Source organism: Variovorax sp. IB41, assembly GCF_016405905.1.
Lineage (GTDB): Bacteria > Pseudomonadota > Gammaproteobacteria > Burkholderiales > Burkholderiaceae_C > Variovorax.
This window is the reverse complement of the sequence record NZ_JAEFCB010000012.1, coordinates 109,621-125,106: the sequence shown is the minus strand read 5'-3', so window position 1 is coordinate 125,106 and position 15,486 is coordinate 109,621. Positions and strand designations below refer to the sequence as shown.

17 protein-coding genes are annotated in these 15,486 nt (G+C 66.0%); 12 read left to right on the top strand and 5 right to left on the bottom strand.

All coding sequences use genetic code 11. From position 1 onward, the window contains the following. Positions 1-15: 15 nt before the first annotated feature. The 11 genes from JC881_RS21340 to hemP all read left to right on the top strand — a co-directional run bounded on the left by JC881_RS21340 (position 16) and on the right by hemP (position 9,785). Entirely contained in the window at positions 16-516 is a 501-nt protein-coding gene (locus JC881_RS21340) for a DUF2271 domain-containing protein (RefSeq protein WP_198787732.1), read from the top strand. A gap of 49 nt (positions 517-565) precedes the next feature. Then, positions 566-1,375: a DUF4198 domain-containing protein gene (locus tag JC881_RS21335; protein ID WP_198787686.1), complete on the top strand. Its 810-nt coding sequence runs from the start codon at positions 566-568 to the stop codon at positions 1,373-1,375. 15 nt (positions 1,376-1,390) lie between these two features. Then, entirely contained in the window at positions 1,391-2,395 is a 1,005-nt protein-coding gene (locus JC881_RS21330; RefSeq protein ID WP_198787685.1) for an FAD:protein FMN transferase, read from the top strand. Continuing rightward, positions 2,392-3,750: a sulfite reductase subunit alpha gene (locus tag JC881_RS21325; RefSeq protein ID WP_198787684.1), complete on the top strand. Its 1,359-nt coding sequence runs from the start codon at positions 2,392-2,394 to the stop codon at positions 3,748-3,750. Before JC881_RS21330 ends, JC881_RS21325 begins: the two co-directional genes overlap by 4 nt. A 240-nt stretch (positions 3,751-3,990) precedes the next feature. After that, positions 3,991-6,369 carry a catecholate siderophore receptor Fiu gene (locus JC881_RS21320; RefSeq protein ID WP_198787683.1) on the top strand — a complete coding sequence of 793 codons (2,379 nt, stop codon included), beginning with the start codon at positions 3,991-3,993 and terminating at the stop codon, positions 6,367-6,369. An 87-nt stretch (positions 6,370-6,456) separates the two neighbouring features. After that, entirely contained in the window at positions 6,457-7,137 is a 681-nt protein-coding gene (locus JC881_RS21315) for a Fe2+-dependent dioxygenase (RefSeq protein ID WP_198787682.1), read from the top strand. Between the two features lie 115 nt (positions 7,138-7,252). After that, the gene (locus JC881_RS21310) at positions 7,253-7,525 is read left to right on the top strand and encodes a (2Fe-2S)-binding protein (RefSeq protein ID WP_093434223.1); all 273 of its coding nucleotides are present in this window, start codon (positions 7,253-7,255) and stop codon (positions 7,523-7,525) included. Positions 7,526-7,605: 80 nt separating this feature from the next. Then, entirely contained in the window at positions 7,606-8,325 is a 720-nt protein-coding gene (locus JC881_RS32620; protein ID WP_198787681.1) for a TonB family protein, read from the top strand. Positions 8,326-8,339: 14 nt separating this feature from the next. Continuing rightward, positions 8,340-9,056, top strand: coding sequence for a MotA/TolQ/ExbB proton channel family protein (locus JC881_RS21300; protein WP_042578501.1), 717 nt, complete (start codon positions 8,340-8,342; stop codon positions 9,054-9,056). Positions 9,057-9,061: 5 nt separating this feature from the next. Continuing rightward, positions 9,062-9,475 carry an ExbD/TolR family protein gene (locus tag JC881_RS21295; RefSeq protein WP_198787680.1) on the top strand — a complete coding sequence of 138 codons (414 nt, stop codon included), beginning with the start codon at positions 9,062-9,064 and terminating at the stop codon, positions 9,473-9,475. Positions 9,476-9,572: 97 nt separating this feature from the next. Next, on the top strand, positions 9,573-9,785 hold the full coding sequence (hemP, locus tag JC881_RS21290) for a hemin uptake protein HemP (RefSeq protein ID WP_013540500.1): 213 nt from the start codon (positions 9,573-9,575) through the stop codon (positions 9,783-9,785). Positions 9,786-9,966: 181 nt separating this feature from the next. Here hemP and JC881_RS21285 read toward each other — a convergent pair whose 3' ends face one another. Beyond that, a complete protein-coding gene (locus tag JC881_RS21285; RefSeq protein ID WP_013540499.1) occupies positions 9,967-10,374 on the bottom strand; it encodes a GlcG/HbpS family heme-binding protein in 408 nt (135 codons plus the stop codon). Between the two features lie 161 nt (positions 10,375-10,535). Between JC881_RS21285 and JC881_RS21280 the strand changes: the two genes are divergently transcribed. Beyond that, the gene (locus JC881_RS21280; RefSeq protein ID WP_198787679.1) at positions 10,536-11,237 is read left to right on the top strand and encodes a Bax inhibitor-1/YccA family protein; all 702 of its coding nucleotides are present in this window, start codon (positions 10,536-10,538) and stop codon (positions 11,235-11,237) included. A gap of 45 nt (positions 11,238-11,282) precedes the next feature. On the opposite strand, the gene rlmD is transcribed toward JC881_RS21280, so the two are convergent. The 4 genes from rlmD to JC881_RS21260 are packed head-to-tail and all read right to left on the bottom strand — an operon-like array spanning position 11,283 to position 15,486. Then, positions 11,283-12,719, bottom strand: coding sequence for a 23S rRNA (uracil(1939)-C(5))-methyltransferase RlmD (gene rlmD / locus JC881_RS21275; protein ID WP_198787678.1), 1,437 nt, complete (start codon positions 12,717-12,719; stop codon positions 11,283-11,285). 43 nt (positions 12,720-12,762) lie between these two features. Then, positions 12,763-13,788 carry a sigma-70 family RNA polymerase sigma factor gene (locus JC881_RS21270; RefSeq protein WP_198787677.1) on the bottom strand — a complete coding sequence of 342 codons (1,026 nt, stop codon included), beginning with the start codon at positions 13,786-13,788 and terminating at the stop codon, positions 12,763-12,765. Positions 13,789-13,792: 4 nt separating this feature from the next. Next, the gene (locus tag JC881_RS21265) at positions 13,793-14,701 is read right to left on the bottom strand and encodes a peptidoglycan DD-metalloendopeptidase family protein (RefSeq protein WP_198787676.1); all 909 of its coding nucleotides are present in this window, start codon (positions 14,699-14,701) and stop codon (positions 13,793-13,795) included. Positions 14,702-14,712: 11 nt separating this feature from the next. Further along, a complete protein-coding gene (locus tag JC881_RS21260) occupies positions 14,713-15,486 on the bottom strand; it encodes a protein-L-isoaspartate(D-aspartate) O-methyltransferase (RefSeq protein ID WP_198787675.1) in 774 nt (257 codons plus the stop codon).

The window sequence follows — 15,486 nt, the reverse complement described above, 5'->3', positions numbered from 1 at the left end:
CTCGCGCCGATCGCCATGTCGGCGTTGCTCGCAACCCCGGCCTTCGCGGCGAGCCTGGCCGTCAACATCGAGATCCCGCGGCTGAACGCGTCGGAGTACCACCGCCCCTACGTGGCGACGTGGATCGAGCGCGCCGACAACACGGTCGCGGGCACGCTGGCCGTCTGGTACGACGTGCGCACCAAGACGAACAACCCCGAAGGCGAAGGCACGAAGTGGCTCAAGGACATGCGCCAGTGGTGGCGCCGCGGCGGCCGCGAACTCGCGGTGCCTGTCGATGGCGTGACCGGCGCCACCAAGCCCGCCGGCAAGCACCAGTTGAGCTTCAACGAAGGCACAGCGCCGATGCCCAAGCTCGCGCCGGGCGCCTACAAGCTGGTGGTCGAAGCGGCCCGTGAAGTCGGCGGCCGCGAGGTCGTGAGCATTCCGTTCCAGTGGCCACCGACCGCGGCAGCGCAGCCGACCGCGGCCGGCAAGGAAGAGCTCGGCGAGATCAAGCTCGAACTCAAGCCCTGATCGACGACGGCCCCCCTTCTCTGCAAGCTTCATCCCTCAAGGACTTCCCATGACCCGTTCCACCCTGCGCGCCACCGGCCTCGCCATCGCCCTGTCGGCCATCGCTTCCGTTTCGATGGCGCACAACGCCTGGCTGCTGCCCTCCTCCACCGTCTTCTCGAAGGCCGACACCGTGAGCATCGATGCCGCCGTGTCGAACGACCTGTTCGTCGCGAACCATGCGCCGCTGCGGCTCGATGGCCTGCAGATCACCGCGCCCGACGGCAGCACCGTCAAGCCCGAGAGCGAAGCCAAGCTCAAGCTGCGCAACGTGTTCGACGTGAGCGTGGCACAGCCGGGCACGTACCGCATCGCCGTGATCAACGCGGGCGCCTTCGCGAGCTGGAAGGACAAGGCCACGGGCCAGAACAAGCGCGCACGCGGCACGGCCGAGACGATCGGCAAGGAAATCCCGGCCGACGCGCAGGACGTCACCATCACCCAGTCGTCCGGCCGCATCGAGACCTTCGTGACGGTCGGCAAGCCATCGGCACTCAAGCCGATCGGCCAGGGGCTGGAACTGATCGTGGCCGGCAGCCCGACCGATCTGGTCAAGGGCGAGAAAGCCAGCTTCACGCTGAACCTCGACGGCCAACCCGCGAAGAACCTCGAAGTGACGGTCACCGCCGGCAACACGCAGTACCGCGACAAGCTCGAGGAGATCAAGCTCAAGACCGACGACAAGGGCCAGTTCAGCGTGACTTGGCCGACCGCCGGCATGTACTGGCTCGACGCGAACACCAAGGACACCAAGACCACCGTGCCGCAAGCCAAGGAACGCCGCCTGAGCTACGCGGCCACCCTTGAAGTGATGCCCTGACAAGCGCGCGCTCCCTTGGGAATTTCCTTCAGCACCTGGCGCGCGGGCGGCTACGCCAACGCGGCCGTCCCGCGCCGCGCGGACCCCGCCACCCTGCAGCAACTGGGCGGTCAGACGATGGGCACGACCTGGTCGCTGCGCTTGGACAACCCTCGGATGCTTGCGCTGGAAAAGGTGCGAGAGACGGTCGAAGCGGCGCTTGCGCGCGTGATCGCGCAGATGAGCCATTGGGAGCCGGCGTCGGACATCAGCCGGTTCAACCGCGCGCCCGCGGGCTCGCGTCATGTGTTGCCCAAGGAATTCGCCGAAGTGATGGCCTGCGCCTTTCACTGGGCGCGCGCCAGCGCAGGCGCGATCGATCCGACCGTGGGTCCGCTGGTCGCCTGCTGGGGATTCGGGCCTGACGCAGCCGAGAGCGGCCTGCCCTCGCCCGAAACACTCGCCGCGGCGCGTGCGCTCGCCGGCTGGCAGCAACTGGCGTTCGATGAAGCAAACGCCGCCCTGCTGCAACCGGGCGGCGTCACGCTCGATCTCTCGGGTATCGCCAAGGGCTTCGCTGTCGACCACGGCGTCGAGGCACTGCGTGAGTTGGGCCTTACCGAGCTGCTGTTCGAAATCGGCGGGGAATTGCGGGGCATCGGGCGCCGTCCTGACGGCCAGCCGTGGCAGGTGCTTGTCGACGGCGAATCGGCGGCCATGCAGCGTGTTGCATTGGCCGACATGGCCATCGCCACCTCGGGCGACCGCTGGCATCGCCGCGCGCATGAGGGGCGCCGCTGGTCGCACACCATCGACCCGCGCACCGGCGAGCCGGTCGCGCACGCGCTGGCGAGCGTCACGGTGCTGCATGCGCAGTGCATGCAGGCCGATGCGCTGGCCACAGTGCTGACCGTGCTGGGTCCGGACGAGGGCCTGGCCTTCGCGGAGCGGCACGACGTCGCGGCCCTGTTCGTCAGCCACGGCGACGCGTCGCCACAGCTGCGCGCCACGCGCGCCTGGCTCGCGCAGGCCGGCGCATGAGCGAGGCGATGCTGCGCGCCCTGGGCGCGGGCGCCACGGCAGCCGCCTACACGGCGCTGTGCCTTGCCGTCTATGCGCGACAGCGACGGCTGCGCACCGCGGCTGCCCGAGAAGCGGCGGCGCTTTCAGCCGACGGCGATGCAGCTCCCACGCTCATCCTCTTCGCCAGCCAGACCGGCCAGGCAGAGACGATCGCCTGGCAGACGGCGCGGCAACTGCGCGCGGCAGGTGAGTCGGTGCGCGTGATGGAACTCAACGCCCTGGACGCCGCCACGCTGGGTTCCGCAGGCCGCGCGCTCTTCGTGGCGAGCACGTACGGCGAGGGCGATGCACCCGACGGTGCCAGCGTGTTCGCCGAGCGCGTGATGGGTTCGCCCGTCACCCTGTCTTCGCTGCGCTATGGCGTGCTGGCATTGGGCGACCGGCAGTACAAGAACTTTTGCGGCTTCGGCCGCGCGCTCGATGCGTGGCTGCATGCGGCGGGCGCCAGGCGAGACTTCGAATGCATCGAGGTCGACAACAGCGATCCGGCTGCGCTGGCCGCCTGGCAGGCCCGGTGGGGCGACGCGGATGTCGGCCACGAAGATCCGGCTGGCGCATTCGCGCCATGGCGGCTCGCGAGGCGTGAGCTGCTCAACGCCGGCAGCGCAGGCGCTCCGGTCTTCCAACTCGGCCTGGTGCCGCAATCAGGCGCAATGCCTCACTGGGCCTCCGGCGATCTGGTGCAGATCGCCGTTGCAAGCGATCCGGCGCGGCCGCGCGACTACTCGATCGCTTCGCTGCCTACCGACGGCGAATTGCAGTTGCTGGTGCGACAGGAGCAGCATCCTGATGGCACGCTCGGCACGGCGTCGGGGCTGCTCACCTCGACGCTCACGGTCGGCGACACCGTCGCCCTCCGCCTGCGGCCGCATCGCACCTTCCGCCTCGACGGCAACGAGAGCCGGCCGCTGATCCTCATCGGCAACGGCACCGGGCTGGCGGGCCTGCGCGCCCATCTGCGCGCTCGCGCGGCGGCGGGTCGGAATGACAACTGGCTGGTGTTCGGCGAGCGGCAGACGGCCCACGATTTCCTGTGCCGCGAGGAGATCGAAGGCTGGCAGGCCAACGGCGTGCTGCAACGGCTCGACATGGTCTTCTCGCGTGACCAATCCGAGCGTGTTTATGTGCAGCATCGGCTGCTGCAATCGGCCGATCCGCTGCGCGCCTGGCTCGAAAACAGCGCGGCCATCTACGTGTGCGGGAGCCTGCAGGGCATGGCGTCGGGCGTGGACGCCGCTTTGAGGCAGATCGTCGGCGATGCTTCCTGGCGCGAGCTGTCGGCAACCGGCCGCTATCGCCGCGACGTCTACTGACCTCGGCCGCCGCCAGCGTTGTCGACAGTTGCGCTCCGGCAACAAAGCAAAGGTACTTTCGGCTTAGCCAGCATTTTGGTGAGGTCAAAGGTATTGAGAAACATTATCATCTGCGTCAATTTGCAATCCTTTGCAAATTGACTCACCCAGCCAGTCCCCCCAGTTTTCTCTGCTGAAAGCGTGCGTGCGGACATCGCCAGTCGAGTCCTTCCGCTCGCCGCCTCTCTCGGAGATAACTTCATGGCCTACATCAAGAGCCGCAAACACGCCGTCGCGCGCGCCGTTCCACACCTCTCTGGCGCTGCCGCCGCGACGCTGATGGCCTTTGCGGCCCCGGCCGCGTTCGCCCAAGCCGGCGGCTCGCTGCCCGAAATTCGCGTGCAGGACACCCCCGCAGCCGACTACAAAGCCGACACCTCGGCCAACCCCAAGTTCACCGCGCCGCTGCTCAACACGCCGCAGACCGTCCAGGTGATCAAAGAACAGGTCATCCGCGAACAGGGCGCGACGACGTTGACAGAAGCGCTGCGCAACACGCCCGGCGTGGGCACCTTCTTCCTCGGCGAGAACGGCAACACGAACACCGGCGACGCCGTCTTCATGCGCGGTTTCGACAGCTCCAGCAGCATCTTCGTGGACGGCATTCGCGACCTCGGCTCGATCTCGCGCGACGTGTTCAACATCGAGCAGGTCGAAGTGGTGAAGGGCCCGTCGGGCACCGACGTCGGTCGCACCTCGCCCACCGGCTACATCAACCTGGTCACCAAGAAGCCGAAGCTGGACGACAGCTTCGTCGGCTCGATCGGGTTCGGCAGCGCCGACTACAAACGCGGCAGCATCGACTGGAACAAGTCGCTCAGCGGTGCCGACGGCATCGGCGCCGCATTCCGCCTGAACGCCGTGGTGGAAGACGCGGGCGTTGTGGGCCGCGACTTCGTCAAGAACAAGCACACAGCCATCGCACCGTCGATCGCGCTCGGCCTGAATTCGCCCACCCGCTTCTACTTCGACTACCTGCACGTCGACCAGGACAACGTCCCCGACGGCGGCGTGCCGACCATCGGCCTGCCCAGCTACTCGAACCCCGATCCGACGGCACTCGGCGCACGCCGCCGCAGCTTCCTGAACTACGCCGCACCGGTCGATCCGAAGAACTTCTACGGCACGGCCTACGACTTCAACAAGGTGACGGCGGACATGTTCACCGCGCGCGTCGAGCACGACTTCACGCCCGACGTCACGCTGCGCAACACCACACGCTACGCCAAGACGAAGCAGGACTACATGCTGACGTCGTTCATGCTCGGCGGCCTCACGGCCACCGGTGCGCGTCCGGCGACCGGCACGGCGTTTCTCGATACGCCGGTTCCCGGCCTGCCATCCACCTGGTCGGTCACACGCAACTCGCCGACCAACAAGAACCAGGAAAACACGATCTTCGTCAACCAGACGAACGTGACCGCCAAGTTCGACACCGGCAGCGTAAGCCACTCGCTGAGCGCGGGCGTTGAATTGATCCGCGAAGAACAGACCAACCTGGGCTACTTCGCCCCCGGCGCGACATTCAACGGCAGGGTCGTGCAGAACGGCGCCTGGCCGGCCGCGAACCTGTATGCGCCCAATCCCTATGTCAACGGCTACAGCCGCATCGAGAGCGGCGCCGACAGCAAGGGCGTGACCAACACCGTCGGCCTCTATGCCTTCGACACGGTCAAGCTCAACGAGCAATGGCAGATCACCGGCGGCCTGCGCTTCGACCACTACAGCACGTCGTTCCAGGGCGCAACGCTGTCGACCGCGACGACCAATCCGGGCCTGACGCTCGGCACGCTGGTGCCCTCGTCGCTCAAGCTCTCCGACAACCTGTTCACCGGCAAGCTCGGCGTGGTCTACAAGCCCGCGAAGAACGGCAGCATCTACGCGGCCTACGGCACCTCGGCGCAGCCGCCGGGCGGCGCGAACTTCTCGCTGTCGGCCGCCGGTTCGGGCAACAGCGCCGCGCGCACCGACTTCCTGCCGCAGAAGGCCAAGACCTTCGAAGTCGGCACGAAGTGGGACGTGATGAACGACAAGCTGTCGCTGACCGGCGCGATCTATCGCACGGACGTGAGCAACGAAGTCGTGCAGGACCCGACCAACACCGCTGCTTACTACCAGAGCGGCAAGAAGCGTGTCCAGGGCATCGAATTGGGCGTGGCGGGCAGCATCACCGAGCGCTGGGGCGTGACGGCCGGCTTCACGACGATGGACACCAAGGTCCAGAGCGGCCCCAACGTGACCGCCGACGGCACCAACGTGCTGGTCTACACCCCCAAGAACGCCTTCACGGCCTGGACCACCTACCAGTTCCCGCTCGGCCTGACCATCGGCGGCGGCGCGCGCTACAACGGCAAGCTGCACCGCGGCACCGACGGCGCCGTGGGCACGCCGCTGTACATCGACTCCTACTGGGTGTTCGACGCGATGGCGTCCTACCGCATCAACAAGAACATCGACATCCAGCTGAACGTCTCCAACCTGTTCGACAAGCAGTACGCGGCCGCCATCAACAAGAGCGGCTACCGCTACACGCCGGGTACGCCCCGCTCGGCGAAGATCACCGCGAACTTCGCGTTCTGATCCTTGCCTGCCGGGTTCGCCCGGCACGGTGCGAAACTCGAGCCCCGGCCTGCGCCGGGGCTTTTCTCATTGCGGAGTGCCTGAAAAATGATGCTGCATGTGCCCGAGGTCCTGAGCTCGACCCAAGTGCGCGAAATGCGCGCGGCGCTGGATGCCACCAGCTGGATCGACGGCCGCGAGACCGTTGGCGAACAGGGCGCGCAGGTCAAGCGCAACCAGCAACTGCCGGAGTCGTCGCCCATCGGCCGCGAACTCGCCAGCACGGTGCTGGCCGCGCTGGCGCGTCACTCGCTTTTCTTTTCGGCAGCGCTGCCCTCGCGGTTCGTTCCGCCGCTCTTCAACCGCTATGAAGGCGGCGAGCACTATGGGGTTCACGTCGACGGCGCGGTTCGTGCGCTGCCCGGAAGCGGTCAGCAATTGCGCACGGACCTGTCGTGCACGCTGTTCCTGTGCGATCCGGAGGACTACTACGGGGGAGAACTCGAGGTGATCGACACCTACGGATCGCACGAGGTCAAGCTGCCGGCTGGCGATCTCATTCTTTATCCGGCGAGCAGCCTGCATCGCGTTCATCCGGTGACTCGCGGGGCGCGTGTTTGCTCGTTCTTCTGGCTCCAGAGCATGGTGCGCAACGATCAGCAACGCAGCATGCTGTTCGAGCTGGACCAGAGCATCCAGAAATTGCGCGGCCGGCTCGGGGAGTGCGAAGAGACGGTCGCGCTCACGGGCCACTATCACAATCTTTTGCGGCTCTGGGCGGAGGTGTAGCGAGTTGCCAAGGAACCGTCGCAAAAGTCCGGTAACACCATAGTTATTGCAAATGCGATGGATTCTTATTTATAATCGGGCAACCAACAGCCAGCCAACTGCCGCTTTCACCGCCATGATCGTTTGCGTCTGCCGCCGAGTCTCCGACCGTGAAATCGCACGTCATGTGCGAGCCGGCATGACGTTCGACGAAGTCCAATTCGAGCTTGGCGTGGCCACCCAGTGTGGTCAATGTGAAGGTTGTGCGCGCGATATCGTCGCGCAGTGCAGCGCTTCGCATCCGGTCGCCGCGCTGAACCGCGAATCGGGTCCGAGGGCGATCCAGCTTGCCAGCTCCATCACGGAAAGCAAGGCATGGAACTCGTCTCGGCACTCGGCGGCAGCCTGATCTTGGTTGCAGGCTCGGTCTGGTGGATTTTTCGCAAGTAACGTCGTAGCGGTTTTGCTGCAATCGGGGCACGTTTTGCCGTGTCCGCACTCGAATGGTTGATCGTGTCTGACCGCTTTGCCCCTCCCCCCTCGGTTTTTGGCCTCTCGCGCAATGTCGTCATTGCGAGCGGCGTCATCCTGTTTCACGCGGCTGCGCTCTGGGCGTTGCAAAGCGGCCTGCTGCGGCGGGCCGCCGAAGTGGTGATTCCGGTGGAAATCATGAGCCAGTTCGTCGAGCCACCGAAACCCAAGGTGGACCCGCCGCCGCCTCCGCCCCCACCGCCCAAGGTGACCAAGGCGCCGCCTCCTCCGCGACCGCAGGCCATTCGCGAGCCCAAGCCGACGCCGGCGCCTGCGGCCCCGGTCGGAACTACCGAACCGCCGCCGCCGCCCGCGCCTCCGGCACCCGAACCCGCTCCCCCAGCGCCGCCGGCGCCGCCGCCTGCACCGCCCGCTGCGCCCAAGGTTGTCGAAGTCACCGCCGCGCAAGCACAGTGGCTGCGCAAGCCAGCCCCTCGGCGGCCTGCCCTGAGCGACCGGCTCGGCGAATACGGCACCGTGGTCATCGCGGTCTATTTCACCCGCAACGGCACCGTGAAACGTACCGAGATACAGAAGTCCAGCGGCTACGACCGGCTGGACAAGGCGGCCCGTGATGCAGTCGCACTGTCTTCGCTCACCGTCTCGCAATTTCCAAACGCCAACGAAGACACGCTTTTCATGCTTCCGGCGTCCATTATTTTTGATCAACCCAAGTAACAAGAAGGCACTTTATGGACTCCCAATTCGGCTTGATGAACGTCTGGAATCAGGGCGATTTCGTCACCAAGGCCGTCGCGGTGCTATTGATCGGCATGTCGCTCGCATCGTGGATCGTGATCGTCGTCAAGGCGCTCGACGTCATCAAGTACAAGCGCCTCGCCAAGCACTCGCAGGACTTCTGGCACAGCGAAGACTTCGCCACCGCGCTGAACAAGCTCGGCAAGGACGACAGCAACCCCTTCCGCGCGCTGGCGCTCGAAGGCCGCGAAGCGGCGGCACACCACCGCAACACCAAGGCTCACCTGCACGATGCGCTCGACGTGAGCGACTGGATCACGCGCGCTCTGCGCAACGGCATCGACGCGTTCACCGCTCGCCTTCAAACCGGCCTTGCCATCCTGGCATCGGTGGGCTCCACGGCACCTTTCATCGGCCTGTTCGGCACGGTGTGGGGCATCTACCACGCACTGATGAGCATCGGCTCGGCCGGCCAGGCCACCATCGACAAGGTGGCGGGCCCGATCGGCGAGGCGCTGATCATGACGGCGCTCGGCCTGGCAGTGGCGATTCCCGCCGTGCTCGGCTACAACGCGCTGGTTCGCGGCAACAAGTTCGTACTGACCAAGCTCAACAGCTTCGCACACGACCTGCATGCCTACTTCGTCACCGGCGCCCGCGTGCAAAGCGGTAGCGGCGATGCCATCGTGGTTCCGCTCAAGAAGGGCTGAGCACCATGGCCTTCGGAACACAAGACGAACCCGATGAGGTGATGAACGAGATCAACATGACGCCGCTGGTCGACGTCATGCTGGTGCTTTTGATCATCTTCATCATCACCGTGCCGGTGATGAAGCACGCGGTCAATATCGATCTTCCTCGCGCCACCAGCGAGCCCGAGCAGCCCAAGCCGCAGAACATCCTGTTCAGCGTCACGGCCGACGGAAGCTACTACTGGAACGAAACGAAGATCGACGACAGCGAATTGCCCAGCCGCCTCGCCGCCGAAGCCGCCAAGGAACCGCAACCCGAGTTGCACATCCGCGGCGACAAGGCCGTGCGCTATGAACGCGTGGCCAAGGCCATGTCTGAAGCGCGGGAAGCCGGCGTGCGCAAGATCGGTTTCATCACCGAACCCGACGCGAAGTGATCTGGATTCGAAGCGTGTGAAAAAAATCAATCTTCGCGATTGACTTCTATTTGAGAATCGTTATCATTCAGTCATCGCTTCGATCACGGAACTCCAAATGCCAGCCACACCGAACGCCTTCACTGTTCTGAACCATCCTTCGCTCGACCAATCGGGTGGCGGTCATGCGTCGATCCAGGCATCGCGTCCGGTGCCGATGGTCGAAAGCACGGAGCTTCTCAAGGGAAGCAAGACCGTGGGCATCATGCACAACGGTTCGCTCTACCGGCTCCAAGCCACCAAACTCGGCAAGCTGATCCTGACCAAATAAGTCGCTCAGCACGCCCTCCGCGCAAGTTTCATCGTGGGGCGACTCAAGGAGATTCATCTCCGAAGGGTCGTTTTTTGCTAGCCAACGGTTCGCCGACTAGCCAAGCTTTTTTTCACGCTGAACGCTCCAAAGAAAACGCCGACCTCGAAGTCGGCGTTTTGCTTTGTGAAGCGAGAAAGACTCAGAGGCCGATCGCCGCGATGCCCGCCTTGGCAATCTGTGCGTCTTCGTTCGACTTCACACCGCTCACGCCGACCGCGCCGATGACCTGGCCGTCCTTCACGATCGGCACGCCGCCTTCGAGCAGGCCCTGCACCGCGGGCGCCGTCAGGAACGCCGTGCGGCCGCCGTTGATGATGTCCTCGTAGACCTTGCTCTCGCGCCGGCCCATGGCCGCCGTGTGCGCCTTGGCGGGAGCGATGTGCGACGACAGCGCCGCGGCGCCGTCCAGGCGCTGCAGCCAGAGCAGGTTGCCGGCATCGTCCGAGATGGCGATGGTCACGGCCCAGTTGTTCTTGAGGGCCTCGGCTTCAGCCGCTGCGGCGATGGCCTTGACGTCGGCGAGTTCGAGGAATGATTTGGTCTTCATGTGAGCTCAGGTTGCGTAAAAACCCGACAGCATAACGGCCGCCCGCCTCAAAAAGCTCCAGCCGCTTAAGAACAACCCCGATACGGTCTTTCGAACGCCCGCCTCTTGCAGACACCTAGAATGCGCCCAACTGCGTAGCAGCAACCACAGGAGCTTCGGCCATGAACGACCGCGTCACCACCCTCGACACTTCCACTGGCTACGGCCAGACGTTGCCGCAGGCGGAGCGCCAACGCGTCCTGCGCAACACCTACTGGCTGCTGGCACTGAGCATGGTGCCTACCGTGCTGGGCGCCTGGCTCGGCGTGAGCACCGGCCTCACGCGCTCGCTTACCGGCGGACTCGGCCTGATCGTCTTCCTCGGCGGCGCATTCGGCTTCATGTTCGCCATCGAGAAGACCAAGAACTCGGCCGCCGGCGTGCCGGTGCTGCTGGCCTTTACCTTCTTCATGGGCCTCATGCTCTCGCGCCTGATCGCGATGGTGCTCGGCTTCAAGAACGGCTCCGAACTCGTCATGACGGCCTTCGGTGGCACGGCGGGCGTGTTCCTGGTGATGGCCACGCTGGCCACCTTCATCAAGCGCGACCTGTCGGGCATGGGCAAATTCCTGTTCGTCGGCGCACTGGTTCTGATGTTCGGCGCGATCATCAACGTGTTCGTCGGCTCGACCACGGGCATGCTGGTCATCTCGGTGGCCGCCATCGGCATCTTCTCGGCCTACATGCTCTATGACCTGAAGCAGATCATGGACGGCGGCGAAACCAACTACATCACCGCCACGCTGGCCCTGTACCTGGACCTGTTCAACGTGTTCCAGAGCTTGCTCGCCCTCTTGGGCATTTTCGGCGGTGAACGCGACTGATCGAGCGACACCGCGCAATGACAAAGGGCCCCGAGGGGCCCTTTTTCATTCCAGGTCGAAAACCGCAATCGACTCGACGTGCGCCGTGTGCGGGAACATGTTGACCACGCCCGCGAACGTGCACCGGTAGCCCGCCTGATGCACCAGCAGACCCGCATCGCGCGCCAGCGTCGACGGGTTGCAGCTCACGTAGACGATGCGCTTGGGCGGCGTCCAGCCGTCGGTGCGAAGTTCAGGCTGCTGATGCAGGTCGGCCATCGCCTTGGCCAGCGCGAAGGCGCCTTCGCGCGGCGGATCGACCAGCCACTTGTCGGCGCTGCCATCGGCCACCAGCATGGCCGGCGTCATCTCGAACAGATTGCGTGCCACGAACTGCGTCGCCGAAAGCGCTCGACGCGCACTCGTTGCGGGCTGGTTCTTCTTGAAGTTGTCGGTCGCCCGCGCCACCAGCGTGTCGCTGCCCTCGATGCCCAGCACCTCGCGCGCCTGGCTCGCCAGCGGCAAGGTGAAGTTGCCCAGACCGCAGAACCAGTCGATGACCCGCTCGTCGGACTGCACGTCGAGCAGGCGGAGCGCCTTGCCCACCAGCGCGCGGTTGATGTGCGGATTGACCTGCGTGAAATCGGTCGGCTTGAACGGCATCGTCACGCCGAATTCGGGCAGGCGGTACGCGAGCGGCGTGCCGCCTTCTTCCAGCAGCTTCACCGTTTCCGGCCCCTTGGCCTGCAGCCACCACTGCACGCCTTCGTTCTGCGCGGCAAACGCCTTCAGCCGGTCGATATCGGCGCCTGACAGGGGCTGCAGGTGCCGCAGCACCAGGGCGATGGTGCCGAGCGCCGTGGAGCCCGGCGCATCGCCGCAGGCGAGCTCGATCTGCGGGCAGGTCTCGCGCGCGTCCATGGAGCCGATCAGCGCGCGCAGCGGCATCAGCATGTCGCTGACTTGTTTGGGCAGCACCGGGCACACCTGCATGTCGGCCAGGTAGCGGCTCTTGCGCTCGTGAAAGCCGATCAGCACCGTGCCCTTCTTGACCACGTGGCGCACCGACAGGCGCGCGCGGTAACGGTAGTGCCATGCCGGCCCTTCGAGCGGGCGCAGCACGTTGTCGGGGCGCACCTTGCCCAGGTGCCACAGGTTGTCCTCCATGGCGCGCTGCTTCACGGCCACTTGCGCGGCCGCGTCCAGGTGCTGCATCTTGCAGCCGCCGCAGGCGCCGGTGTGCAGGCCGAAATGCGGGCAGCCGGGACGCACCCGCTGCGACGACTCGCGCCGGATGTGGGTGACCGTGCCCTGCTCCCAGTTGTTCTTGCGGCGATGGACGTTGAACTGCACTTCCTCGAACGGCAATGCGCCTTCGATAAATACGACCATGCCGTCGGCCTTGTGGGAAACGCCCTGCGCGTCGAGGTCGAGCGACTCGACGTTCAGCCATTCTTCGCTGGGGTTCGTGGGGACTTTCTTTTCTTCGATGGATTCCGTCATCCCCCGATTGTCTCAGTGCGGCCGCCCCCGCTTTTTCGCCCTGCTAGAACAGCGCGTCCCGCCCGATGCCCGAGCGCGCCAGTTGGCGGCGCATCTTGGCGAGCGCCTCGTTCTGGATCTGCCTGACGCGCTCGCGCGTGAGGCCCAGGCGCACGCTCAGCACCTCGAGCGTTTCAGGCTCGCGGTCGTGCAGGCCGTAGCGGCCCTCCAGCACCTCGCGCTCGCGGGCATCGAGCGCGTGGACCCACTGGTCGAGCAGGCGCTCCACCTCGTGCGCCTGCGTCACGCCGCTCGGATTGCCCTGCTCGTCGTCGGATGCCACGGTGTCGGCCAGCTTGAAGCCTTCGTCCCCGCGCGCATCGCCGGCATCGAGCGAACGCGGCGCTTCGGAGAGGGCCAGCAGGTCGGCCACCGCCTGCACGTCGCGGCCGAGCAGCGCGGCGATGTCTTCCACGCGCACGCCGTCGGGCCGGCGCGCCACAAACTCCGCATCGCCTTCGAGCGTGCGGCGGGCCCGCAGCACCTGCTGCAGTTCGCGCACCACGTGCACCGGCAGGCGAATCGCGCGCGCCTGCGTCATGACCGCGCGTTCGACCGACTGGCGGATCCACCAGGTCGCATACGTGGAAAAACGGAAACCGCGCTCGGGCTCGAACTTGGTGATGGCATGCATCAGCCCGAGATTGCCCTCCTCGATGAGGTCCGACAGCGGCACGCCGCGTCCGAGGTACCCCTTGGCGATGTTGACCACGAGCCGCAGGTTGTGCTCGATCATCGATTGCCGCGCCGCGAAATCGCCGGACCGCGCGGCGCAGGCGGTCTTGAATTCCTCGTCGGGGGTGAACAGCTCGGTGCGCCGGACCTGGCGCAGGTAGATGGTCAGCGCGTCTGCGCCTTCGCCGCCGATCAGTTGCTCGGTCACGGCACCGCGTGGCAGCGCCGCGTTGAGCGCCAGCGGGTCGGCTAAGAGCGCCTCGTCGGGCGAGGCGTCCTTGTCGCCAGAAGCCCGGCCGCCTCGGCCCGCCAGCCCGCGCACGGGCAGCGTGCGACGGGGGCGGGAGGCAGCCATGGCATCACCGGCCGGGCAGGTAGCGTGACGGGTCGACGGGCTTGCCCTGGCGGCGGATCTCGAAATGCAGCTTCACGCGATCGGCGTCGCTGTTGCCCATTTCGGCGATCTTCTGGCCCTTCTGAACCGACTGGTCTTCCTTCACGAGCAGCGTCTGGTTGTGCGCATACGCCGTGAGGTAGGTGTTGTTGTGCTTCAGGATGATCAGGTTGCCGTAGCCGCGCAGGCCTGCGCCGGCATACACCACGCGTCCGTCGGCCGCGGCCAGCACGGGGTCTCCCGCCTTGCCGCTGATGTCGTAGCCCTTGTTCTTGGCTTCGTCGAAGCCGGCGATCAACGAACCGCTCGCGGGCCAGATCCAGCCGAGGTCTTCGTCACCCGAGCTGCCGCTGCCGGGGCTTGCAGGAGAAGCCGTGACAGGTGCCACGGGCTTGACCGGCGCGCTGGCGCCACTCGCCGGAACAGGCGCCACCACCGAAGGCGGCGTCACCGGCTTGGCGACCGCGCCTTCCGAACCCGAAGCTGCGGGAGCGGTTGCAACGGCGGTGCCCGAACCGGACGGCGGAATCACGCGCAGCACCTGGCCCACTTCGATCAGGTCGGGGTTGTCCAGGTTGTTCCAGCGGGCGATGTCCTGCCAGCGTTGTCCGGTCTCGCTGCCGATGCGGCGGATCGTGTCGCCGGGGCGCACGGCGTAGTAGCCGGGCTTGCCGTAGTTCTCGATGCCCGCAAGCGGCTTGCCGTTGGCATCGACCGTGAGAGGAGAACCACCTGGCGTGGCACCGGGCGCCCGCGTCATGGTGCCGCGGTCCTCGACGGGCGCCGGCCCGCGCGGTGCGGAGCAGCCCGCGATCACGAGCACAACGGCCAACGTGATGCCCGCGAACAAACTCCGATTGCCAAAACCCTGCATTTGTTATTCCTTCAAGCGATGCCCGATTTTAGGGGGACAAAGTGAACCGCCTCAAGAATGAGCCGCTCCAGCCCACGGGCAGTTTTATCGATGACGACAAGGGCCTGTCCACCCTTGGCCGAATGGGTCGGCGCAACGATGCGCCCGCCGACCGCGAGTTGTTCGATCCAGGCCTGCGGAACGGCTTCGCCGCCAGCGGCCGCGATGATGCCGGCGTAGGGCGCGCCCTTGGCGTAGCCGATCATTCCGTCGCCCAGCATCAGGTGCACCGTGGCGAGCCGGAAGTGCCGCAGATTGGCCCGCGCGCGCTCGTGCAGGCCGCGCAGGCGCTCGATGCTGTAGACCTCGGTCGCCACATGGTTCAGCACCGCGGCCTGGTAGCCGCAGCCGGTGCCGATCTCGAGCACGCGCCCCAGGCGCTCCTGCGGCTTGCCGGCCAGCGCGGGCGCTGCGAGCAGCAGTTCGATCATGCGGGCCACGACGCTCGGCTTGGAAATGGTTTGCCCCAGGCCGATCGGCAGGCTCGTGTCTTCGTAGGCCTGGTTGACCAGCGCGCTGTCGACGAAGCGATGGCGCTCGACAGCGCTCATCGCGCGCAGCACGCGCGGATCGGAAATGCCCTGCGCCGCAAGCTTCTGCACCATGCGCGCGCGCACGGCGTCGGAAGCCATCGAGGGCGTGGACGGCACCATGGGCTTGACCGGCACGGCGGGCATGCGCCCGCGCGTGGCTGCCGAAGCGGTGGGTGTCAGGCGAACCGGGAAACTGGGCCGTTGCGTGGCCAT